Here is a 22,190-nt window from a genome sequence, read left to right as displayed (position 1 = left end):
TCAAAAGGGGTTTTAATAACTGGCCCAAAGCTGAAAGCTTTCCGGAACCCCCAGCCTAGCTGGGGGTTTTCTGTGCACAACAAACGCCCTCCCCATTCAGGAGAGGGCTCGTTGGTTAAGAGAATATTAGTGCGCGCCTTTCGCCTGCGCCACGATCTCTTCGACATTCTCAGGCATCGGTTCGTATGGCGTTTCTTTCGACGTAGGTTTGTCCTCTTTCAGTGCTGCCAGTGCAGTTTTGATGGAGAACAGACCCAGCACCACAACGACTACCATGAAGAAGATAGTGAGACCCGCATCCAGGCGGTTGTTAAACACCAACTGCGTCAGCTGCGACTGAGTGTACTGCGCCGGAATATTACCGCTGTCGATCATCGCCTGGAACTTGTTAGCGATGGCGAGGAAGCCAATTTTCGCATCCGGGCTAAACGCTTTCTGCCAGCCGGCGGTCAGGGTACAAATCAGCAGCCAGGCCGTTGGCACCAGCGCCACCCACGCGTAGCGTTGACGTTTCATCTTGAACAGCACCACCGCGCAAAGCATCAACGCCATACCGGCCAGCATCTGGTTGGCGATACCAAACAGTGGCCACAGGGTATTAATACCACCCAATGGATCCACCACGCCCTGGTGCAAGAAGTAACCCCAGGCCAGCACACACAGCGCCGTTGCCAGCAGGTTCGCAGGCAGCGAATCGGTACGTTTCAGACCCGGTGACACCACGCCCAGCAGATCCTGCAGCATAAAGCGTGCGGCACGCGTACCGGCGTCTACCGCCGTCAGAATAAACAGGGCTTCAAACAGAATGGCGAAGTGATACCAGAACGCCACATCCATCATGCCGCCCAGCGCACCGTGCAGAATATACGCCATACCCACCGCCAGCGTCGGCGCACCGCCTGCGCGGGAGATAATGGATTGTTCGCCGACATCGTTCGCAATCTGATGCAGCGTATCAGGCGTGATAACAAAGCCCCAACTGCTCACAACCTGTGCCGCTGACGCAACCACATCGGTGGTTCCGGCAGGTGCCAGTACAGCCATCGGGCTGTTCATCGCAAAGTAGACGCCCGGGTCGATAACGCAGGCCGCCACCAGCGCCATAATGGCGACAAAGGATTCCATCAGCATCCCGCCGTAGCCAATAAAACAGGCCTGACCTTCATTCGCCAGCATCTTCGGCGTGGTGCCGGAGGCAATCAGCGCGTGGAAACCAGAGACCGCACCGCAGGCGATGGTAATAAACAGGAACGGGAACAGGTTACCGCTCCAGACCGGGCCTGTACCGTCAACAAACTTGGTCAGCGCAGGCATGGTCAGCGTCGGACGCATGATCAGAATCCCTACCGCCAGACCAACAATGGTACCGATTTTCAGGAAGGTAGAGAGATAATCACGCGGTGCCAGCAGCAGCCACACCGGCAACACAGCGGCGACAAAGCCGTATCCCACCAGCATCCAGGTCAACTGTACGCCGGTAAAGTCAAAGTACGGTGCCCAGGTCGGGCTTTCAGCCACCCAGCCGCCGGAAATAATAGCAAACACCAGGAATACCAGACCGATGACCGACACTTCACCAATGCGGCCCGGGCGCAGATAACGCAGGTAAATCCCCATGAAGATCGCCAGCGGGATAGTAAAGGCGACGGTGTAGGTTCCCCACGGGCTGTGGGTCAGCGCTTTCACGACGATCATCGCCAGTACCGCGAGGATAATCACCATGATCATAAAACAGGCCACCAGAGCAATGACGCCCGCCGTTGGGCCCATTTCTTCTTTCACCAGTTCGCCAAGGGAACGACCATCGCGACGGGTAGAAACAAACAGCACCATAAAGTCCTGCACCGCCCCCGCCAGTACCACCCCGGCAAGCAGCCAGATCATACCCGGCAGATAGCCCATTTGCGCCGCCAGCACCGGTCCAACTAATGGACCCGCTCCAGCAATCGCCGCGAAATGGTGGCCAAACAGCACTTTTTTATCGGTAGGAACATAGTCCAGACCATCGTTATGACGCACAGCTGGCGTCATACGCGTCGGGTCCAGCGCCAGTACATTTTTCGCGATGTACAGGCCGTAGAAACGGTAAGCGATAAGGTAGACACAGACCGACGCCACGACTATCCACAACGCGTTGATCTGTTCGCCACGATTTAATGCGATATAGCCGAGGGCAAATGCTCCCATAACGGAGAGCACTGTCCAGACGAGGTACTTCCCTGATTTATTCATACTTGGTTTTCCGTTGTCCTGGTCAGAGAGATGTTACATTTTGTTTCTATAACATCTTTTCTGAATTTAACAACCTGACAACCATGTAAACCCGAAGTATCACTGAGTATTTACATTGCATTGTTAACTGGATCACTTCATTTAGCCGTTAACCCTGCAATTTCATTTTACTTTGTCGGGCGACTTCACCCCATCACCGCAGTGCCTAAACGACAGGTGCAACAGCGTCGTCCCTGCTCATCAAAGATGACGATTTCCCAGCTTTGACTCTGACGCCCGAGGTGCAGCGGCTGGCAAACGCCGCGCACTTTCCCCTGCGCAACCGCCCGATGGTGCGTGGCGTTCAGTTCCGTACCCACCACACACTGCCCGTCGCGAGTCATCAGATAACCCGCCATCGAACCCAATGTTTCCGCCAGGGCCGCCGACGCGCCGCCGTGCAGCAGACCAAACGGCTGATGCGTCCGGCTATCCACCGGCATTTCGGCTTCCAGCACATCATCCCCCAGTCGTGTATAGACCATGCCTAAATGCGCCACCATCGTGTTCTGACTGGTGGCATTCAGTTCATCCAGCGTTAAATGACGTTTCCAGATCATCGTCATGCCCCCAGCGTGGAGCCGCCGTCCACCACGATATCCTGAAGCGTAATGTGGCTCGCCAGATCGGAAGCGAGGAATAAAATCGTGTTAGCGATTTCCTGTGGACGAGCGATTTTTCCCAGTGGAATGCCGAGCTTAAACTGCTCGCCAAACCCACGAATGCGCTGTTGCTCCGCATCATCGCTGACCCACAACGTACGCTGCATGTCGGTATCGGTCGAGCCTGGCGAAACCACATTGCAACGCACACCGCTGCCTGCCAGTTCAAGTCCGACGGTCAGTGCCAGGTTTTTCAGCGCGGCTTTTGACGCACCGTATGCGCTCATACCGATACGCGGCGTGTGCGCCGCATCCGACGCGACGGTCACGATTGCCCCGCCCTGCTGGCGACGAAACTGCGCCATCGTCTGCTGAAACAGATTGAACGCCCCACCAACGTTAACCGCAAACGTCTGCTGCCACTCCTCAATGCTCAGCGCATCGGTGGCCCCCATACGCAAAATACCCGCCGCATTGACCAACACATCCAACCGCTCGCGCGTTTGCAGGACGCGCTGACACACCTCAGCCACCTGTTCAGCATTCGCCACATCCAGCACTTCGGTGGCAAACGGGTAGTTATTCTGAGAAAATTCACGATCGAATCCTGTCACCTCAGCACCCGCTTTCACAAACGCCAGCGCCGTGGTGTAACCAATCCCTTTTCCCGCGCCGGTTACCCAGACGGTTTTCCCTGCGAAGTCAAATCCAGACATTACTTCACCTCGCGAGAGAGCAGCGTCCACCAGGCGTCAATGGTCGGGTTTTTCGCCAGCATCACGAAGTCAATATCGCTATGAACCTTACGCCAGCGCGCCGCCAGCGCCATCATGCGCACAGAATCCAGTCCGTAGTCGAGCAGGTTTTCGTCATCCATCGGCTCTTCGGACTCATCGAGCAGCGGCAGAATAATGCTGCGTAACGCATCTTTGCTGGCCGGTACCGGCGTCGGTAATAATTCCTGAGTCATCACCACACGCCCGGAGCGTCCCGCCACGTATTTCAGCGACATCAGATGTTCGTCACGGCTAAAGTCTGCCAACGCATCGGCAACCATAAACGGCTTGATGTCGCGCATAAAGGCGTCCGTTGCGGTGGTCATACAGCCAATATGCGCATACACGCCGGTAATGATCAGTTGATTACGTCCGGTTTCCTCAAGCATCTGTTCCAGCGGGGAGCGATGAAATGCGCTGTAACGCCATTTCACCAGAATGGTATCCGCTTCATCCGGCGCCAGCGCCTCTACGATTTTTTGCTGTTCCGGCGAACGCGTCAGTCCCGGTCCCCACATATCATTGAGCAGAGCGCGGTCTTCATCACTCTGTTCTTTCGGCTGAGCGGTGTAATACACCGGAATGTTATGCTCTTTGCAGTACTGACGCAGTGCGGCGATGTTAGCGACGACCTGCTCCATCATCGGGCAGTTATCGCCCCAAAAACCGATAAAATAGTCCTGCATGTCGTGGATCAGCAGTGCGGCGCGTTCGGGGTCAAACGCCCAGTCCACTTTGTTCACCGGAACATCAAGCGCCGTGGGTAGCGCATAAGCCTGCAGTTTAGGAATTGCCATCTCTTATTCTCCTTCAGGCCAGTGAACGTGATGCCAGCCACTGACGTAATTGTTTTTTATCTACTTTCCCAACCGGAGTCAGCGGTAACGACTCAACGCACTCAACGCGGTCAGGTAATTTAAATTCCGCTACGCCCTGTTCGCGTAGAAAACGACGCACCTGCACCGCTCGCAGCGGCTCTTTTACCACCAACCAGGCACAGCTTTTCTCGCCCATCAGTTCGTCATCCATACTGACCAGCGCGGCATGGATCACCATCGGGTGGCGCAGCAGCAGGTTTTCAATCTCTTCTGCAGCGATCTTCTCTCCACCGCGGTTGATCTGATCCTTCTCACGTCCCTGGACGGTGATGTAGCCATCTCGATCGATGGCGATCAGATCGCCAGAGCAGTAAAAACCGTTGGCGTCAAAGGCGCTGGCATTGTGCTCAGGACTGTTGAAGTAGCCGCGGAAGGTGTATGGGCCACGCGTCATCAGGCGCCCGGTTTCTCCCTCGGCTAAAGGGTTGCCGTCAGCGTCTGCTATCCAGACTTCATCATCGGGACACATCGGGCGGCCCTGGGTATTGATGATGCGTTCAGGGCTGTCGTCCAGACGGGTGTAGTTCACCAGCCCTTCCGCCATGCCGAAGACCTGCTGCAGCTGGCAGCCAATCTCCGCCGGAATACGCGCCGCAAGCGAGGCGGAAAGCCGTGCCCCACCGACCTGTAGCAGCGTCAGCGAAGCCAATTGCGCATTGCTCCCCCACTCCGCAACTGCCTGCAGCCACAGGCTCACCGCTGGCGGCACCAGCGCCGTGACGTTAACCTGATGCTGTTCAATCAGAGGGAAGCACAGGGTGGCGCTCGGGTCAGCCGCCAGCACGACGGTGCCGCCAGCCAGGAATACCCCCAACGCGCCAGGCGAACTCATCGCGTAGTTATGCGCCGCCGGGATCGCGCATAAATAACGCGTTTCCCCGGTGAAGCGGCAAATCTCATTGCTGCGACGCACGCTGTAGTAGTAATCGTTATGGGTACGAGGAATCAGCTTTGGCGTCCCGGTAGTCCCGCCTGAAAGCTGGAAATAGGCCACCTCATCAGCAGGCGATGGCGTGGCGGAAAAATTAGTCGCAGGCTGGCTTATCGCCGTTTGCAGATTGTGTTCGCCTTCATCATTGCGCAGTTGCACCACGCGCACTGAATTGTGTTCAGCCACAAAAGCGTTAAGAAAATCGTCCCCGCTAAACAACGCATGCTGACGATCGGCAATCAGCAGCGCAGGTTCGATCTGTTTGGCATAGGCGTTAAGTTCGTTTCGCTGATGGCTGAATAATGCCAGCACCGGGGCTACACCCAGCTTGAGCAGCGCAAAGAAAGTGATATACAACTCAGCCACGTTGCCCAGTTGCACCAGCGCGGTTTCGCCGGGTTTGATCCCCTGACGGCGCAGGCTGCAGGCGAGATTGTCAGTGGCCTGATTCAGTTGGCGATAGCTCAGGTGGCGTTCGCCATCGATCACCGCCGTATGGTCGCTGTCGGCGTGACGGGTCAGAATGTCGGTCAGCGGCAAATCCTGCCAGTAACCTTTTTCACGATAGCGGCGGGCAAACTCCTCCGGCCAACGGGTGAAAGGAATACTCATTATCGCTCCTTAGAGGCCTGGTCAATAAGGCTCTTAATGCAGTCCAAAAACATTCAACATCGTGGAGAGTTTGGCTCCCGTTTCACGCCATTCCGCAACCGGGGACGAAGCCGGAACAATCCCGGCACCGGCAAAGAAACGTACCTGATTACGCAGCAGCTTCGCACAACGGATCGTCACCACCCATTCGCCGTTGCCTTGGGCATCACACCAGCCGACAATGCCACCGAACAGTTCGCGATCGAACGGCTCCAGCTCGGCGATAAGTTTGCGCGCAACCTGATGCGGGAAGCCGCTCAGCGCAGGCGTCGGATGCAGCAGGCACGCGAGCGTCAGGGCGTTTTCTTGCGCGTTGGCTTTACCCTCAAACGGCGTGCCGAGGTGCCAGAGCGTAGGCGTGGTGACCAGTTGCGGAGAAGAAGGGAGTTGCAGTTCACGGCTTCGATCGCGCAGGACATTTTTCATGGCCTGCGTCACCAGTTCGTGCTCATGGCGATCCTTTTCGGACGCCAGCAGGCGGATGCCCGCCTCCCGGTCCAGCACATCGTCCGGTTGACGTCGTGCCGAGCCTGCCAGCGGTAATGAGCTGAAACGATCGCCTTCTTTGCGTAACAGCAGTTCCGGACTGGCGCCAATCAATACGCCACCGTCTTCAAGGGGAACGTGAAAGTTGTAGCTCGCCGGATTTTGCGCCACCAGGCGCTCCAGCAGCGCCCCGCTGTCAATATTGGCATCAGCGGTGATATCGATCAGGCGTGACAACACCACTTTGTCGACTTCAGGGGTTGCCGTCAGCGCAGCCGCGCGAGCGACCATATCTTCAAAGAAGTTCTGTTCCGGGATCGATTTACGTTCAACAACGTTCAGCGACTGATGCGCGTTAAAGTAACGAGATGATTGCTGCTTCGCCGTTCGGGAGAACGTCTGCCATGACTGGGGAATAAACAGCGATGACGGCTGGCGGGTGTCAAAAGGAATCGCCCCGACCATGATGGGGTTAGCGATACCCTGCGCTTTGGCATCAGCAAACAGTGCATGCATTTTTTGTTGGAAAGGGCTGTCTGGCGAATCGCCATCAATTGCCGGTTCCGCATAGCGGGCGAAGCATCCTGACGTCGTAAAACTACGGTACGGCGACATAAAGAAAAAACTGTCGGGAGCGAGCGTCGGCATAGTCTGCGTTTTTTCCTCGGCCAGTGACGTTTCCATATCATCCTCCAAAAATGATAAAAGCTCTAATAATGATTATCATTTATATTTTCGGTCGCTAACCTAAAAGCAAAGCGGCGGTATGTCAACTCTTGTGGCAGCACAATGTGCGACTTTGGCTTGCATCCTTGCCCACTAACAATGAAAATGAGAAGCATTACTTATACTGATAACAGGATGCTGATTCGTGAGTCTCCCCTCTTTTTGCCGCACCGTGCTCTTACTGGCAGGTTTGTCTATTTCAGGAATTTCTTCAGGTTATGCCGCCGACTGGCCGCGTCAGGTTACCGACAGTCGTGGTACGCATACGCTGGAACATAAGCCGCAGCGAATTGTCTCCACCAGCGTCACCCTCACCGGCTCGCTGCTGGCAATTGATGCCCCGGTCATCGCCAGCGGCGCTACTACGCCGAACAATCGCATCGGCGATGCACAGGGCTTTTTACGCCAGTGGAGCGAAGTGGCAAAGGCGCGCAAACTGAGCCGCCTGTATATCGGCGAACCGAGCGCTGAGGCCGTGGCAGCGCAAATGCCGGATCTGATTCTGATCAGCGCCACCGGGGGAGATTCAGCCCTCGCGCTATACGATCAGCTGTCCACCATTGCGCCAACGCTAATCATTAATTACGACGACAAAAGCTGGCAGTCTCTGCTGACGCAGTTAGGTGAAATTACCGGTCAGGAGCAACAGGCGGCTGCGCGTATTGCCGAGTTTGATAAGCAACTGCAGGCGGTAAAGCAGCGTATTACCCTGCCGCCGCAACCGGTCAGCGCGCTGGTGTACACCGCTGCAGCGCACAGCGCCAACCTGTGGACGCCTGAGTCGGCGCAGGGCAAGCTGATGGAGCAGTTAGGTTTCACCCTGGCACCGCTGCCTGCCGGATTGCACACCAGCCAGAGTCAGGGCAAACGCCACGATATCATCCAGCTTGGCGGTGAGAACCTGGCGGCTGGCCTGAACGGCGAAGCGCTGTTCCTGTTCGCTGGCGACAACAAAGATGCCGACGCCATTTATGCTAATCCGCTGCTGGCACATCTGCCTGCCGTGCAGAATAAACGTGTTTACGCCCTGGGTACGGAAACCTTCCGTCTCGACTACTACAGCGCGACCCTGCTGCTGCAACGTCTGTCGGCACTCTTTTAATCGCCAGCGCCGGATACGGCTAACGCCTTATCCGGCCTATAAACCGTAGAGGACAACGCTATCCGGCATTCACAGGCATTTGTCGGAATCGGCGCACTTCTCCCAGCAACAGCAGCAGTAGCAGACCGACAATCACCAGCCCAAACCCACTTACGCTTGCCGAAGCAACCGGTGTCATCATCGCCCCCAATCCCCCTAACAGCGCCGCGCCGATCGCATCTCCTGTAACGTTCTGCGCAGTCCACAAACCGTTAATTCGCCCGAGCATCGCTTCTGGTGTCTGCGTCTGTAACAGGGTGTACTGCAACAAAGAGCTGACCGCACTCAGCCAGCCGAACAGCGCCAGGCAGACAACGCCAAGCTCCCAGACCGGCATCAACCCAAACAGACCGATAGCCAGGAACGAAGCCACGGTCGATACCAGCATGATCAGTCCCGGACGAACGCTGTGCGCCAGTTGTCCGCTGGTCAACGCGCCCACCGCCGCGCCAAGAGGAATGGCCGCATACAGCAGACCTATTTGCGCACTCGACATTTGCCAGTTAATCGCCAACGCGGGATACAACACGCGCACGGCGCTCGCCATAGTCAACAGACCGCCAAGCAGCGCAATGCCGCCAATCAGCGGGCTGGCAAGCAGAAAGCGAAATGCTGCCAGCAGCGATTTTAGCGGATGCTCGCGCGGCTGCGGCGGAGGCGGCAGCGCGGGAAGGCTCAGCAACGGCAGCAAGGTAATGAAAGTGCCCGCCGCCGCCAGACCGTAGTTCCACGCCACGCCACCGGTCGCGAGCAATACCCCGCCAAGCATCGGCGAAATAACCGAACCCAGGCGTACCGTCAGCATGGTAATCGCCCCGGCCTGCATCAAATTCTCCCGCCCAACCAGCGCCGGTGTAGCCGCCAGCAACGCGGTCACGCCCAGCGAGGCAAAGAAACCGTCCCATAAGCCAAGCAAATAAATCGCCAGTAACGACGGTTCGGGCAGCAGCGCATTCAGACACAGACCAATAAAGCCGATTCCGCAGGTTCCACGAGCCAACAGGATCACTTTTTTACGCTCATAGCGGTCGGCCAGCACCCCGCCCACCATCAGACCAATAAACATTGCGCTGCCGGTCAACGTCACTGACAAACCTACCTGCCAGGTCGACTGGGTCATCATCTGGATCTGTACCGGAACCGCCACGCCGAGTAGCCCCAGAGAGACAATGGAAATAAAACGGGCGAGGAAGACGGCGCGAAATGCAGGGTGGGTCTTTAACAGGCTGAGATTGAGCAGCCAGGATTGTCGATTCATTACAGAGCCTTACCAGGTACTTTTTCAATATCCATTCGATGGCTGCACATGCTAACATATCCAAATAAGATCGATAACGATAATTACTATCATTATCAGGGAAGTTGATATGTCATGCTCTGTTTCCGCGACACGTGCCTTCGCCGTGCCCGGACTATTGTTATTACTTGTTCTCACCACGGTATTAAGTCTGGTTATTGGCGCCAAGTCGCTACCTGCCTCCGTGGTGCTGGATGCACTTACCGGCAGTTGTCAAAGCGCTGATTGCACCATCGTGCTGGACGCGCGACTGCCGCGCACGCTGGCGGGGCTGCTCGCCGGTGGGGCGCTGGGTCTGGCTGGTGCATTAATGCAAACGCTCACGCGTAACCCTCTCGCCGATCCCGGCATTCTGGGCGTTAACTCCGGTGCCAGCTTCGCTATTGTGCTGGGAGCCGCGCTGTTCGGTTTTTCCTCTGCGCAAGAGCAACTGCTGATGGCCTTTTCCGGGGCGCTGGTCGCGTCGCTTATAGTGGCCTTTACCGGCAGCCAGGGCGGCGGGCAGTTAAGCCCGGTACGCCTGACGCTGGCGGGCGTTGCGCTGGGCGCGGTGCTGGAAGGATTATCCACCGGAATCGCCCTGCTCAACCCGGATGTCTACGATCAGTTGCGTTTCTGGCAGGCCGGTTCATTGGATATCCGCAGCCTGCAAACGCTGAAGGTCGTCCTGGTGCCGGTACTGATTGCCGCGGCTGTCGCGTTGTTCCTTAGCCGCGCCCTGAATAGCCTGAGCCTCGGGAGCGACACCGCCACCGCGCTTGGCAGCAAAGTCGCTCGCACGCAGTTTATTGGCCTGCTGGTGATTACCGTACTGTGCGGCAGTGCGACCGCGATTGTCGGCCCTATCGCCTTTATCGGCCTGATGATGCCGCATATGGCGCGCTGGCTGGTGGGGGCAGATCACCGTTGGTCGCTGCCCGTTACCCTGCTGGCAACCCCCTCTCTGTTGTTAATTGCCGATATCATCGGTCGCCTGATTGTCCCCGGTGAACTGCGCGTTTCAGTGGTCAGCGCATTTATCGGCGCGCCGGTGCTTATCTTTCTGGTACGCCGGAAACCGCGCGGGGGTGGCGCATGATGCACCTCTCCCGCCGCCTGATAGTCAGCAGCCTGCTGCTGGTTGTAGGTTGTCTCGCCGTTGGCTTGTGGAGCCTGCGTAGCGGCGTCGTGACGCTGGAAACCCAGCAAATTATTGCCGCTCTGCTTGGCGATGCGCCGCGCAGTATTACGCTGGTGGTGACCGAATGGCGTTTGCCACGCGTGCTGATGGCGCTATTGATTGGCGCGGCGCTCGGCGTGAGCGGTGCAATATTCCAGTCGCTGATGCGCAACCCGCTGGGCAGCCCGGATGTGATGGGTTTCAATACCGGTGCCTGGAGCGGTGTGCTGGTGGCAATGGTGCTGTTCGGACAGCATCTCACCGCTATCGCGCTTGCGGCCATGGTTGGCGGGGTCCTGACGTCTCTGGTGGTCTGGGCGCTCGCCTGGCGCAATGGTATCGACACCTTTCGGCTGATTATTATTGGGATCGGCATACGCGCCATGCTGGTTGCGTTCTACACCTGGCTACTGCTGAAGGCATCATTAGAAACCGCGCTGACCGCCGGACTGTGGAACGCCGGATCGCTCAATGGCCTGACCTGGGCCAAAACCTGGCCTTCTGCCCCACTGATTATCCTTATGCTGGTGTGCGCCACGCTGCTGGTGCGCCGGATGCGTTTACTGGAAATGGGTGATGACAGCGCCTGTGCGCTTGGCGTCAGCGTAGAGCGCTCACGCCTGATGATGATGCTGGTTGCGGTTGTACTGACCGCTGCCGCCACCGCACTGGCTGGCCCTATCTCGTTTATTGCCCTTGTCGCCCCACATATCGCGCGGCGGATTAGCGGCACATCGCGCTGGGGATTAACCCTGTCGGCGCTGTGTGGCGCGTTGCTGCTGTTGATGGCGGATTTATGCGCCCAACAGCTGTTTATGCCTTATCAGCTTCCGGTGGGCGTTGTCACCGTAAGCCTCGGCGGTATTTATCTTATCGTCTTGTTAATTCAGGAGTCCCGCAAAAAATGATCGAATCAGTAGCCCGTTTGCGTGGCGACCAGTTAACGCTGGGTTATGGCAAATTTACCGTAGCGGAAAACCTCAATGTGTCGATTCCAGACGGTCACTTCACCGCAATTATCGGGCCAAACGGCTGCGGAAAATCAACGCTACTGCGCACGCTTAGTCGTCTGATGACGCCCGCGCACGGTAAGGTCTGGCTCGACGGCGAGCATATCCAGCACTATGCCAGCAAAGAGGTTGCTCGCAGAATAGGTTTGTTGGCGCAGAACGCCACCACGCCGGGTGATATTACGGTACAGGAGCTGGTTGCCCGTGGGCGCTACCCGCATCAGCCATTGTTTACCCGCTGGCGAAATGAGGATGAAATCGCGGTCTCAAACGCAATGCAGGCGACGGGAATCACTCATCTTGCGTCACAAAGTGTGGATACCCTTTCCGGTGGACAACGCCAGCGCGCATGGATTGCGATGGTGCTGGCGCAGGAAACGTCGATTATGCTGCTCGACGAACCTACCACCTGGCTGGATATCAGCCATCAGATCGATCTGCTGGAGCTGCTGAGTGAGCTAAACCGGGAGAAAGGGTATACGCTGGCCGCCGTTCTGCACGATCTTAATCAGGCGTGTCGCTATGCAACGCATCTGATTGCGCTGCGTGACGGAAAAATTGTTGCCGAGGGTGCGCCGAAGGAGATCGTCACCGCGCAGCTTATTGAAAAAATCTATGGTCTGCGCTGTATGATTATCGACGATCCGGTTGCCGGAACGCCGTTAGTGGTGCCGCTTGGGCGTACACCGAAAATTCATACCCAGTCATCTCTATAGGGATGACTACACGGGTCAGCGTTTAACACGCTGACCCGATGACGTTTATTGGATATTTTGGAGCAGGTCACGCATGACAGGCCCAATCTTCTCAAACGCTTCAGGGGTTATGATATCGACATGCGCGCAGTCCTGACGATATACATCCAGACTGGATATCCACGGTGACCAACTGCGTTCAGGACTGACCCCCGGCACTAAGGTGCGCTCAGCAACGAACAGCGTGGCGTGACCAGCAAACGGCACGCTGTGTGCCGTGGTGAGCAGGCGAACCGCATCGGCGTAGTTACCTTCGATAGCATTAAATAAGGCCTCTGACGCATTCCCCTGCTGCGCTGCCAGAAACGCTTCACGTTCACGCTCGATCTCGGCCAGTACCGCGGGATCCAACCCATTAGCCTCCTTTTCCTGCCAGTTTTGCGTTTCCGGCGGCCAGGTATCCAGCAGCCCCAGGAATGCAACTGTCTCTCCTCTGGCATGTAAGCGTGCGGCGATTCCCTGCGCCAACGTCCCCCCCAGCGAGTAGCCTAATAAATAATAGGGACCATGAGGCTGCTGGCTGAGCAGCGTTGCCAGGTGATGTTCGCATACCGCATCAAGGTTTTCCGCCGTCTGCATAGGGCCATCCGGTCGCGGCGACTGAATGCCAATAATCGACCACTGCGGGCTGAGGTAACGCGACAGCACACTAAACTGCCAGGCGAAACCCGACGCCGGATGGAAGCAAAACAGCGTTGGGCCATGACTTTCACGCAGCGGCAGCAGCGTCTCGAATCCCAGACGCTGCGACTGTTCATCATCATTGCTCTCCAGCAGTGCACTCAGTTGTTCAACAGTAGAAGCCACCATTATTTGCCCAGGCGTTACCTGACGCTCAAAAATCCGGCTCAACTGCGCTGCCAGCTTCATCGCCAGCAGCGAATGTCCGCCAAGCGCAAAGAAGTCAGCCTCTACGTCATTAACCTCGCAATCCAGCAAAGCCGCAAAAGACTGCGCGATGGCGGTTTCAGTCCCTGCTCGCGGCGCACGTCCTGACGTACGCGACGTCAACTGCGGCATCGGCAGCGCTTTACGATCCAGTTTACCGTTTGCACTCAGCGGCAGCTCCGCCAGTTGCAACAATACCGTCGGCACCATATGCGCAGGCAGTTTTTCACGCAGAGTTTCCCGCAATGCAGACGTATCCAGCGGTAACCCCGATTGCGACACCAGATACCCCACCAACTGTCGTGCATCGCCGCCTGTCGCCGCCGCCTGGTTGAATACGCAGGCGTGGGCTACGGCATGTTCGACATCTGGCAGCTGCTGCATCACCCGATCAATCTCACCGAGCTCAATGCGCTGTCCGCGAATTTTAAGCTGGTCATCGCTGCGCCCGAGGTATTCCACTGCGCCATTCTCCAGCCAGCGCGCCACATCCCCGGTACGGTACATGCGTTCACCAGGGTTAAACGGATCGGCGATAAAGCGGCTCGCGGTTAGATCCGCTCGCCCCAGGTATCCTTGCGCCAGTTGGATCCCCGTCAGATAGAGATCACCTGCCACGCCAAAAGGCACCGGGCGCATCATGGCGTCCAGGATCCGTAAACCGGTATTCCATACCGGATAGCCAATCGGCACGCTATTGCCCGTTACGGCAGCGAGATCGTCCCCCCAGGCCGGATACCAGCTCACATCGACCGCCGCTTCCGTTGGCCCGTATAAATTGTGCAGTGGCGCATGAGTCAACTGTTCCCATTCGCGGCATAAATCTGCAGGTAAGGCTTCGCCGCTGCAGAATACCCGTTTCAGCGAGGCACAGCTCTCCCGCGCGGTTTCCGGCGTCAGTGAAGCAACAAAAGCGGCCAGCATAGAGGGAACAAAGTGCGTGGTCGTCACCCCTGACTGCGCAAAGAACTGCTGCATCGCCAGCGGATCGCGGTGCGCTTCGGGTTCTGCCATGACCAGTTTAGCCCCGGCAATAAACGGCCAGAAAAACTCCCATACCGAGACGTCAAAACTGCACGGCGTTTTTTGCGCCACCACATCATCCGCGGTCAGAGGATAGTGATTTTGCATCCACAGCAAACGGTTAACGATGGCTGTTTGCCCAACCATCACCCCTTTTGGTCTGCCGGTAGAACCGGAAGTAAAAATAATATAGGCCGTATGATTAGGTTGAGATAGCGCCAGCGGTGCAGCATCCTCTTCTGGCAGCGGCGCGTTGTAGCACAGACTTTCCAGCTCCGGAATATCGCTAAAGCGCGCCAGTTGCTCTTCGGTCGCGATCAACAATTTTGGCTTCGCGTCTTCGAGCATCATCCGCAGGCGATCGTCCGGGTATCCGGTATCCAATGGCAGCCAGGCGGCTCCCGCCTCAACAATACCGTGCAGCGCCAGCGTGAGGAACACGGAACGCGGTAATGCCACGGCAACGCTGTCACCAGGCTGTACGCCACGTTCGCGCAGGCGGCGCGCCAGCGCCACAACCTGTTGGCGCATTTCACGATAGCTAAACTGATAGCGGGCATCAGCGAGCGCCGGGGCATCCGGCGTTTTATCGGCCTGCTGTGCCACCAGCGCGCTCAGCGTGGTGGACGGGATCGCCACGGTCGTGTCGTTAATCTTCGCCAGCCGCTCATGTTCTGTCGGCAACAGCATCCCGGCATCGCCGCAGCATAGCGACGGATTGTCGGCAAACTGCGCGATAAGCGCGGTTAAACGTGATGCATGTTGCGCCAGCGTCGCGGCATCGTAGCGCTGTTTATTGGCCAGGATTTCAATACTCAGCCCGCCGTTTTCATCCGGGAACAGCGCCAGCTCCAGATCGTTCACCGGGCCTGTCGCCAACGTATGGGTTTGCGCCTGAACGCCAGGAATATTCAGCTGATAGTCGAATATTTTCACGTTCAGTACCGGGCCAAACAGCGGTTCGGCACCGGCTGCGCGCCCGCTGTCGCGAACAATTTGCTCAGCATCATATCGCTGATGTCGGCGCATTTTCTTCAACTGTGCGGCCAGTCGTTGGGCAAGTGCAGGCAAGCTTTCTGCCGCATTCAACTGCACGCCAAATGGCAGGACGTTTAAAACCGGTCCGGTGGACGTGAGCGCCGCCGACCCCATACGCCGCATAAAGATAAACCCGGCGGCATATTCCATTCGGCTGCATAAACGTCCGAGCCACAGCGCCACCAGCGCAAGGGCCAGATCCGCACGCTGAACGTCTGGCATACGTGCCGCAAGCCGGCGAAACTCCCCTTCAGGCGCGGTTAACTTCAGACGAATAATACCCGCGCTGGCCGACCGCCCTGGCAGGGTTTTGTTAGACAGCGAAGCCGGAGGTGGGAGTTGCTTTCGCTGCTCGGTCCAGAAGGCGCCGTCGCGTTGCCAGGCATCGCTTTGCCGATACTGTTGATACTCTTCCACCACCTCAGAAAATGGCGTAAAAGGTGATTCCGGCGTGGACTCGCCATGCAGCCATGCGCGATAAATCGCGGCTATCTGGCGGGTAATGGCCGGGAAACTGAAGCCATCAACCAGCAGATGATGGTAACGCTGATACCAATACCAACGCTTTTCTCCCACCTGAATGAGCAGGTGAAAAACCAGCGGCTTAGTGCCATCAGCACGGATGTCCTGCTGCAGGTCAGCCTGCATCAAGGCGCGCGCTGCCGCATGCGGATCGGATTTTTCGCGCAGATCGATAATTTCTGGTGGCGCAAAGGCAAGCGCAGAGTCTACCCATTGCCAGACCTCGCCGTTATCTTCGCTAAACCGCATCCTTAGAGTATCGGCCTGCTGCAGACCCGCCACTACCGCTTTCGCCAGCAACGGTGCGTCCAGTTCGCCGGTTAATTCTACGTAGTGCGCCACGCTCCACGCTGAGGGCAATGTGGAGAGTTTTTCCGCCATCCAGATCCCCGGCTGAGCCGCAACTAACGGTAAACGTTGAGTCATGGAGCCTCCTGCACATCGACGTAGTTCGCTGGCGTTAGCTTGGTCCAGTTGGCATCCAGCCATTGCTGGCAGGCTTCCTGTGATTGGGGTTCGCACGCGACCGTCCAGCCAGCAGGAAGTGAGCATTGCTGCGGCCAAAGGCTAAACTGACGTTGGGGATTTTGCAGAATGTAAAACTGGCCCTGCGGATTATCGAAGGGGTTACTGAATTCCATACTCAACTCCTGTCGTGGAACATCGTCCGGTTAAATCGTGTCGGTAAGCGGTTGCCAGAGCGTGATCAGCCCTTGCATCAGTCCGCCGCGCCAGCAAAGCGCATCGTGTCCACCATCAACCTGACGCCAGAAAATAGACTGTGGTGCAGAAGGTAACTGGGCATATAGCGCCTGATTTGCGCGATAAATAATGGGCTCGCGGATCCCGGCTTCCAGCACAATACGCAGCCCCTGGGCGCTTATCTTTCCGCTCTTCAGTTGCTCAACGATCGCCCCATCCTGATGACCACCACGATGCGGCCACCAATAAGAGCCCGACTGGCTGAGCACACAGCCAAAGCGCGCGGGCCAGTTCAGCCCGGCATACAGCGATGACAGCCCGCCAAAACTTTGCCCGGCGACGACGGTACGCTGCGGGTCGTCACTGAACGCGGTCGTGGTCTTCACCAGCGGCAATAACTCCTGCTGTACCGCCAACCAAAAATCCGCATTACACGGCAATTCGCGGCTGCGGTGAGCCGTGTCGATGGTATCAATCAGGAGATAAACGGCGGGCGGGAGGTGTCCGCGATGGGTGAGTGAAGTCAGCGCAGGCCAGACCGGCATACTCTGTGCCCAAAACTGTCCGTCCAGCAGGATGGCCAGCGGACGCGCTTCCGGTTGGGCTTCACCAGTGGTAAACACCCACACGCGGCGTGTATTGCCGAGTCTGGCGCTACGCCATTGCAGGCAAACTGCGGGCGAGTCGGGGTTTTCAGGTCGATCCCATCCCGGTTGTACGGGTGCATCAGGCATTTCCAGCGCAGACACCGCATGGCCACGACCGCCCTGCCAGCTCTGCGGATTGAGGGGATCGGCAATAGCCTGCGGCAACAATTGCCGCCAGCCTTCACGCAGCACGGTTCGGTCAGGGGCTTCGCCCGGCGTCTGCGCGGCAAAAATATCATTTCGTACTGTTGGGATAAAACAGTAACTGCCGCGCCAGTTGGCGCTGAGGGAAACACTCCAGCACCAAACATTTGTTCCGTCAATGCGTTGCATCGACTGCGGGGTGGCATTTTGATGGTGGTCGGTGACGCCGGTGATATAGACCCATACGCGATGAATGGCTGACTCTTTTTCCGTTCCCTGCGGGTCGCGCCACCAGAAGGTTACCCGATAATTTCCGTTGTCTTCACGCTCCCACTCCGGGCCTTTTTTTGACTGCCACCACGCCTCGCTTCCCATCTTTAACGTCGTCACCGCCATAACCCCATGTTTATTGTCGAATTTTATGATCTAGCGTGAAATATATTGATAATATTATTGATAACTATTTGCATTTGCAATAGCGTATTGTCGCGCTGTGGGAAGCGCGCACAGTTTTTCACCACTTATAAACCGGCCTGGCGCTGCGTACTTTTTCTGGAATGGAGGGTTTACGCGGATGCGGGCGACATCAGACCAAATGCCGCACCACGGCACATTGGTACTCGTGGCTAAAAGAACAGCAGGACATACAATGAACAACAAGATTCATTCACTGGCCTTATTGGTCAATTTAGGGATTTACGGGGTAGCCCTGCCAGCGATGGCAGAAGATCAAACCGATAGCGCCGCTGTCTCTCATGAAGACACCATCGTGGTTACCGCCGCCCAGCAGAACCTGCAGGCACCGGGCGTTTCAACCATTACCGCTGATGAAATTCGTAAGAATCCTCCCGCTCGCGATGTGTCGGAAATCATCCGTACCATGCCAGGCGTCAACCTGACCGGTAACTCAACCAGCGGTCAACGCGGCAACAACCGCCAAATCGATATTCGCGGCATGGGGCCGGAAAACACCCTGATTCTGATCGACGGCAAACCGGTAACCAGCCGTAACTCTGTGCGTCAGGGCTGGCGCGGCGAGCGTGATACCCGCGGCGATACCGCCTGGGTGCCACCAGAAATGATCGAACGTATTGAAGTGCTGCGTGGTCCTGCCGCGGCACGCTATGGCAACGGTGCGGCTGGCGGCGTGGTGAATATCATCACCAAAAAAGGCAGCAACGAATGGCACGGCTCCTGGGATACCTATTTCAACGCCCCGGAGCATAAAGACGAAGGTTCGACCAAACGCACCAACTTTAGCCTGAACGGTCCGCTGGGTGGGGATTTCAGCTTCCGTTTGTACGGTAATCTCGATAAAACCCAGGCCGACGCGTGGGATATCAACCAGGGTCATCAGTCAGAACGTACCGGCACGTATTCAAATACTTTACCGGCTGGTCGTGAAGGGGTGATCAACAAAGACATTAACGGCGTGGTTCGCTGGGATTTCGCCCCGCTCCAGTCACTGGAACTGGAAGCTGGCTATAGCCGTCAGGGCAACCTGTATGCGGGCGACACCCAAAACACCAACACCAACCAACTGGTGAAAGATAACTACGGGAAAGAGACCAACCGTCTTTACCGCCAGAACTACTCTCTGACCTGGAACGGCGGCTGGGATAACGGCGTCACTACCAGTAACTGGGTGCAGTATGAACATACGCGTAACTCCCGTACGCCGGAGGGCCTGGCGGGGGGTACCGAAGGGATTTTCGACCCGAATGCGTCACAAAAATACCTCGACGCCGACCTGAGTGACGTCATGCTGCACAGTGTAATCAGCATTCCGTTAGATCTGCTGGTTAACCAAAATCTGACGCTCGGTACTGAATGGAACCAGCAGCGCATGAAGGACATGTTGTCCAATTCGCAGACCTTTATGGGCGGTGATATTCCAGGGTCCAGCAGCACCAACCGCAGCCCGTACTCAGACGCAGAGATTTTCTCTCTGTTTGCTGAAAACAACATGGAACTGACCGACAGCACCATGCTGACGCCAGGTTTGCGTTTCGATCATCACAGCATTGTGGGCGATAACTGGAGTCCGTCCCTGAACCTGTCCCAAGGTCTGGGCGATGATTTCACCCTGAAGATGGGGATTGCGCGCGCCTATAAAGCGCCAAGCCTGTATCAGCTCAACCCGAACTACATTCTGTACAGTAAAGGTCAGGGTTGCTACGCCACCGGCTCCGCGACCGGTATTGGTTGCTACATGATGGGCAACGATGATCTGAAGGCCGAAACCAGTATCAACAAAGAGATTGGTCTGGAGTTCAAACGCGACGGCTGGCTGGCTGGGGTAACCTGGTTCCGCAACGATTACCGTAACAAGATTGAAGCAGGTACGGTCCCGTTCGACAGAACGTCTATCACCAACAAAGGGAAAACGACTTATACCGATATCTATCAGTGGGAAAACATTCCAAAAGCGGTAGTTGAAGGTCTGGAAGGGACGTTGAACGTGCCGGTTAGCGAAACCGTTAACTGGACTAACAACATCACCTACATGCTGCAAAGTAAGAATAAAGAGACCGGCGAGCGTCTGTCGATTATTCCTGAATACACGCTGAACTCGACCCTGAGCTGGCAGGCACGTGAAGATCTGTCATTGCAATCCACCTTCACTTGGTACGGCAAACAGCAGCCGAAAAAATACGATTACCAGGGTAAACCCGTTACCGGTAGCTCGGCCAGTGAAGTCAGCCCATACAGCATCGTAGGCCTGAGTGCGACCTGGGATGTGACGAAAAACGTCAGCCTGACCGGCGGCGTGGATAACGTCTTTGACAAACGTCTGTGGCGTGAAGGGAATGCCCAGACCACGGGCGATATCGTGACCGGGAACTATATGGCGGGCGCAGGCGCGCACACCTATAACGAACCGGGCCGGACGTGGTTCATGAGCGTTAACACACACTTCTGATAACGTTTTTCCCTCTCCTCGCTGCGGGGAGAGGGAAACCGTAAGAAATCATGCACACAACGCACATCCCGCTCCCTTTCGCAGATCATACGCTGCACATTGTCGAATTTGATCCCGACACTTTCCATGAGCACGACCTGCTCTGGCTCCCCCACCACACTCAGCTCCACTCCAGTGGGCGTAAGCGTAAAGCTGAGCACTTAGCGGGGCGTATTGCTGCAGTCCACGCACTGCGTGAATTTGGCCACAAAACCGTGCCCGGCATCGGTGTGCAACGCCAACCATTGTGGCCGCAGGATCTGTTTGGCAGCATCAGCCACAGCGCAACAACGGCGCTGGCGGTCGTATCAACTCATCCCATTGGGCTAGATATAGAAGCTATTTTTACACCACAAACCGCAGTTGAGCTGGCTGATGGCATTATTGATAACCACGAACATCAGATTTTGCAGCATGCCTGCCTGCCCTTTCCGCTCGCCTTAACCCTGGTATTCAGCGCAAAGGAGAGCCTGTATAAGGCGTTTTCAATTCAGGCATCGGGGCTACCAGGTTTCACCAGCGCAAAAATCACCGCACTCACGACTCAACAATTAACATTACAAATCATGCCGTCATTTTCGCAAGGCCTCGCCGGACTGAGCGTTAACATTAGCTGGTTTCAGCGTGAAGAAAACATCATCACCCTGTGCGCTAGCCCGGCATCATGCTCACGAGCCTTTTCTCTCTGAGTGGTTAGGGAAAACGCAATATGCATGTTGACACGCCGCCAGCGATCGGCGTTGCTGCCCTTTTTCATCGAAGTTGTCGGCAGCCAGCCAGCGCTGCAAAACAGCGTCGCACTGGGGCCATTCACTATCAATCATCGATAACCAGTCGCTGTCGCGATTACGCCCCTTGCGCACAATCTTCTGGCGAAAACGTCCTTCGAAGATAAACCCAAGGCGCTCCGCCGCCCGACGGGAAGCCGTGTTCAGAGAGTCACATTTCCACTCCACGCGACGATAGCCCAACGCAAACGCCTGGCGCAGCAACAGCCAGATGCTTTCGGTGCCGAGTACCGTATTTTTCATGCGCGGTGACCAGGTTACATGACCAATTTCAACCGAACCATGCTCCCGTTCGATCGCCATAAAGCACACCAGTCCCACCGCACGACCGGAACCCTGTTCAATGACAGCATAGGGAACCAGAGAGGCATCCGTGGATTTGCCCTCTACCCAGCAAGCTGTGGCCTCAACGCTCATGGGGCGAGAACTTGCAAGCCAGGTCCAGTCGCGATCGTCTGGCGCCTGCGCGTAAGCATCAAACAGATCGGCGGCATGGCTGTCGGCATCCAGGGGAACCAGTCGACAATATTGCCCTGCAAGTTCTTCCCGCGGCAGTACGGCGGCACCATTCCAGTCAGGCACAATATCGCCGACGGTCTGTCCATAAAGATTAATTTCCGGCACGATTCAACCCCTGTTGCGAAGTAAAAAATAGTTATAACACCGGCCATTTCGCCTTCAAAGCATCGCGGGGGGATTTCTGACAACGAACAGAAAATCAGCGGCCCTTCTATATGCAGCTTGCAAGATGACGCGTCTATACTGATTAAAAATCAACGCTGAAGAGAACACT

Annotated in this window: 17 protein-coding genes; 6 read left to right on the top strand and 11 right to left on the bottom strand. The window is 56.6% G+C overall.

Features of this window, described 5'->3' with window-relative positions:
- Positions 1-126 precede the first annotated feature (126 nt).
- The 6 genes from cstA to entC all read right to left on the bottom strand — a co-directional run bounded on the left by cstA (position 127) and on the right by entC (position 7,279).
- Positions 127-2,232, bottom strand: a complete 2,106-nt coding sequence (gene cstA / locus OGV38_RS06625; RefSeq protein ID WP_016152202.1) for a pyruvate/proton symporter CstA — start codon at positions 2,230-2,232, stop codon at positions 127-129.
- A gap of 185 nt (positions 2,233-2,417) precedes the next feature.
- Complete coding sequence (gene entH, locus OGV38_RS06620) at positions 2,418-2,831, bottom strand: proofreading thioesterase EntH (RefSeq protein WP_029139447.1); 414 nt, start codon at positions 2,829-2,831, stop codon at positions 2,418-2,420.
- A gap of 2 nt (positions 2,832-2,833) precedes the next feature.
- Positions 2,834-3,589 (bottom strand): 2,3-dihydro-2,3-dihydroxybenzoate dehydrogenase EntA, encoded by a 756-nt coding sequence (entA, locus tag OGV38_RS06615; RefSeq protein ID WP_016155947.1) that lies wholly within the window; start codon positions 3,587-3,589, stop codon positions 2,834-2,836.
- Positions 3,589-4,446, bottom strand: a complete 858-nt coding sequence (locus OGV38_RS06610; protein ID WP_286473078.1) for an isochorismatase — start codon at positions 4,444-4,446, stop codon at positions 3,589-3,591. Before OGV38_RS06610 ends, entA begins: the two co-directional genes overlap by 1 nt.
- Before the next feature lie 13 nt (positions 4,447-4,459).
- Positions 4,460-6,070, bottom strand: coding sequence for a (2,3-dihydroxybenzoyl)adenylate synthase EntE (gene entE / locus OGV38_RS06605; protein WP_269518563.1), 1,611 nt, complete (start codon positions 6,068-6,070; stop codon positions 4,460-4,462).
- Between the two features lie 33 nt (positions 6,071-6,103).
- On the bottom strand, positions 6,104-7,279 hold the full coding sequence (gene entC / locus OGV38_RS06600; protein ID WP_016152197.1) for an isochorismate synthase EntC: 1,176 nt from the start codon (positions 7,277-7,279) through the stop codon (positions 6,104-6,106).
- Positions 7,280-7,466: 187 nt separating this feature from the next.
- Here entC and fepB point away from each other — a divergent pair, with 187 nt between their 5' ends.
- A complete protein-coding gene (gene fepB, locus OGV38_RS06595) occupies positions 7,467-8,423 on the top strand; it encodes a Fe2+-enterobactin ABC transporter substrate-binding protein (protein ID WP_016152196.1) in 957 nt (318 codons plus the stop codon).
- Between the two features lie 58 nt (positions 8,424-8,481).
- Here fepB and entS read toward each other — a convergent pair whose 3' ends face one another.
- Positions 8,482-9,720, bottom strand: coding sequence for an enterobactin transporter EntS (gene entS, locus OGV38_RS06590; RefSeq protein ID WP_016152195.1), 1,239 nt, complete (start codon positions 9,718-9,720; stop codon positions 8,482-8,484).
- Positions 9,721-9,829: 109 nt separating this feature from the next.
- On the opposite strand from entS, the gene fepD reads away from it, so the two are divergent.
- From fepD to fepC, 3 genes are read left to right on the top strand one after another with little or no spacing between them, the layout of a single operon-like run.
- Positions 9,830-10,837: a Fe(3+)-siderophore ABC transporter permease gene (gene fepD, locus OGV38_RS06585; RefSeq protein WP_103283605.1), complete on the top strand. Its 1,008-nt coding sequence runs from the start codon at positions 9,830-9,832 to the stop codon at positions 10,835-10,837.
- Positions 10,834-11,826 (top strand): iron-enterobactin ABC transporter permease, encoded by a 993-nt coding sequence (gene fepG / locus OGV38_RS06580; RefSeq protein ID WP_286473077.1) that lies wholly within the window; start codon positions 10,834-10,836, stop codon positions 11,824-11,826. The genes fepD and fepG overlap by 4 nt, the downstream gene beginning before the upstream one ends.
- Positions 11,823-12,644, top strand: coding sequence for an iron-enterobactin ABC transporter ATP-binding protein (fepC, locus tag OGV38_RS06575; RefSeq protein ID WP_016152192.1), 822 nt, complete (start codon positions 11,823-11,825; stop codon positions 12,642-12,644). Before fepG ends, fepC begins: the two co-directional genes overlap by 4 nt.
- A gap of 45 nt (positions 12,645-12,689) precedes the next feature.
- On the opposite strand, the gene entF is transcribed toward fepC, so the two are convergent.
- Genes entF through fes form a run of 3 tightly spaced genes read right to left on the bottom strand, consistent with a single transcriptional unit; the run spans position 12,690 to position 18,043 of the window.
- Positions 12,690-16,580, bottom strand: coding sequence for an enterobactin non-ribosomal peptide synthetase EntF (gene entF, locus OGV38_RS06570; protein ID WP_269518568.1), 3,891 nt, complete (start codon positions 16,578-16,580; stop codon positions 12,690-12,692).
- Complete coding sequence (locus OGV38_RS06565) at positions 16,577-16,795, bottom strand: MbtH family protein (RefSeq protein WP_286473075.1); 219 nt, start codon at positions 16,793-16,795, stop codon at positions 16,577-16,579. Before OGV38_RS06565 ends, entF begins: the two co-directional genes overlap by 4 nt.
- A 30-nt stretch (positions 16,796-16,825) precedes the next feature.
- The gene (gene fes / locus OGV38_RS06560; RefSeq protein WP_269518570.1) at positions 16,826-18,043 is read right to left on the bottom strand and encodes an enterochelin esterase; all 1,218 of its coding nucleotides are present in this window, start codon (positions 18,041-18,043) and stop codon (positions 16,826-16,828) included.
- Between the two features lie 253 nt (positions 18,044-18,296).
- Between fes and OGV38_RS06555 the strand changes: the two genes are divergently transcribed.
- Together OGV38_RS06555 and entD are read left to right on the top strand one after the other, a co-directional pair.
- A complete protein-coding gene (locus OGV38_RS06555; protein ID WP_286473074.1) occupies positions 18,297-20,570 on the top strand; it encodes a TonB-dependent siderophore receptor in 2,274 nt (757 codons plus the stop codon).
- Between the two features lie 50 nt (positions 20,571-20,620).
- Positions 20,621-21,298 (top strand): enterobactin synthase subunit EntD, encoded by a 678-nt coding sequence (entD, locus tag OGV38_RS06550; protein ID WP_269518572.1) that lies wholly within the window; start codon positions 20,621-20,623, stop codon positions 21,296-21,298.
- On the opposite strand, the gene OGV38_RS06545 is transcribed toward entD, so the two are convergent.
- On the bottom strand, positions 21,278-22,021 hold the full coding sequence (locus tag OGV38_RS06545) for a GNAT family N-acetyltransferase (protein ID WP_232585112.1): 744 nt from the start codon (positions 22,019-22,021) through the stop codon (positions 21,278-21,280). The two genes, entD and OGV38_RS06545, sit on opposite strands and share 21 nt — an antisense overlap.
- Positions 22,022-22,190 lie beyond the last annotated feature (169 nt).

The organism is Citrobacter sp. Cb080, from assembly GCF_030334745.1.
GTDB lineage: Bacteria > Pseudomonadota > Gammaproteobacteria > Enterobacterales > Enterobacteriaceae > Citrobacter > Citrobacter braakii.
The sequence above is the reverse complement of the archived record's forward strand: the minus strand, read 5'-3'. Positions and strand labels throughout refer to the sequence as shown.

Bases quoted from the DNA above. Each gene is read 5' to 3' on its own strand.
- cstA (WP_016152202.1), bottom strand. From the start codon at position 2,232: ATGAATAAATCAGGGAAGTACCTCGTCTGGACAGTGCTCTCCGTTATG.
- entH (WP_029139447.1), bottom strand. From the start codon at position 2,831: ATGATCTGGAAACGTCATTTAACGCTGGATGAACTGAATGCCACCAGT.
- entA (WP_016155947.1), bottom strand. From the start codon at position 3,589: ATGTCTGGATTTGACTTCGCAGGGAAAACCGTCTGGGTAACCGGCGCG.
- OGV38_RS06610 (WP_286473078.1), bottom strand. From the start codon at position 4,446: ATGGCAATTCCTAAACTGCAGGCTTATGCGCTACCCACGGCGCTTGAT.
- entE (WP_269518563.1), bottom strand. From the start codon at position 6,070: ATGAGTATTCCTTTCACCCGTTGGCCGGAGGAGTTTGCCCGCCGCTAT.
- entC (WP_016152197.1), bottom strand. From the start codon at position 7,279: ATGGAAACGTCACTGGCCGAGGAAAAAACGCAGACTATGCCGACGCTC.
- entS (WP_016152195.1), bottom strand. From the start codon at position 9,720: ATGAATCGACAATCCTGGCTGCTCAATCTCAGCCTGTTAAAGACCCAC.
- fepD (WP_103283605.1), top strand. From the start codon at position 9,830: ATGTCATGCTCTGTTTCCGCGACACGTGCCTTCGCCGTGCCCGGACTA.
- fepG (WP_286473077.1), top strand. From the start codon at position 10,834: ATGATGCACCTCTCCCGCCGCCTGATAGTCAGCAGCCTGCTGCTGGTT.
- fepC (WP_016152192.1), top strand. From the start codon at position 11,823: ATGATCGAATCAGTAGCCCGTTTGCGTGGCGACCAGTTAACGCTGGGT.
- entF (WP_269518568.1), bottom strand. From the start codon at position 16,580: ATGACTCAACGTTTACCGTTAGTTGCGGCTCAGCCGGGGATCTGGATG.
- OGV38_RS06565 (WP_286473075.1), bottom strand. From the start codon at position 16,795: ATGGAATTCAGTAACCCCTTCGATAATCCGCAGGGCCAGTTTTACATT.
- fes (WP_269518570.1), bottom strand. From the start codon at position 18,043: ATGGCGGTGACGACGTTAAAGATGGGAAGCGAGGCGTGGTGGCAGTCA.
- OGV38_RS06555 (WP_286473074.1), top strand. From the start codon at position 18,297: ATGAACAACAAGATTCATTCACTGGCCTTATTGGTCAATTTAGGGATT.
- entD (WP_269518572.1), top strand. From the start codon at position 20,621: ATGCACACAACGCACATCCCGCTCCCTTTCGCAGATCATACGCTGCAC.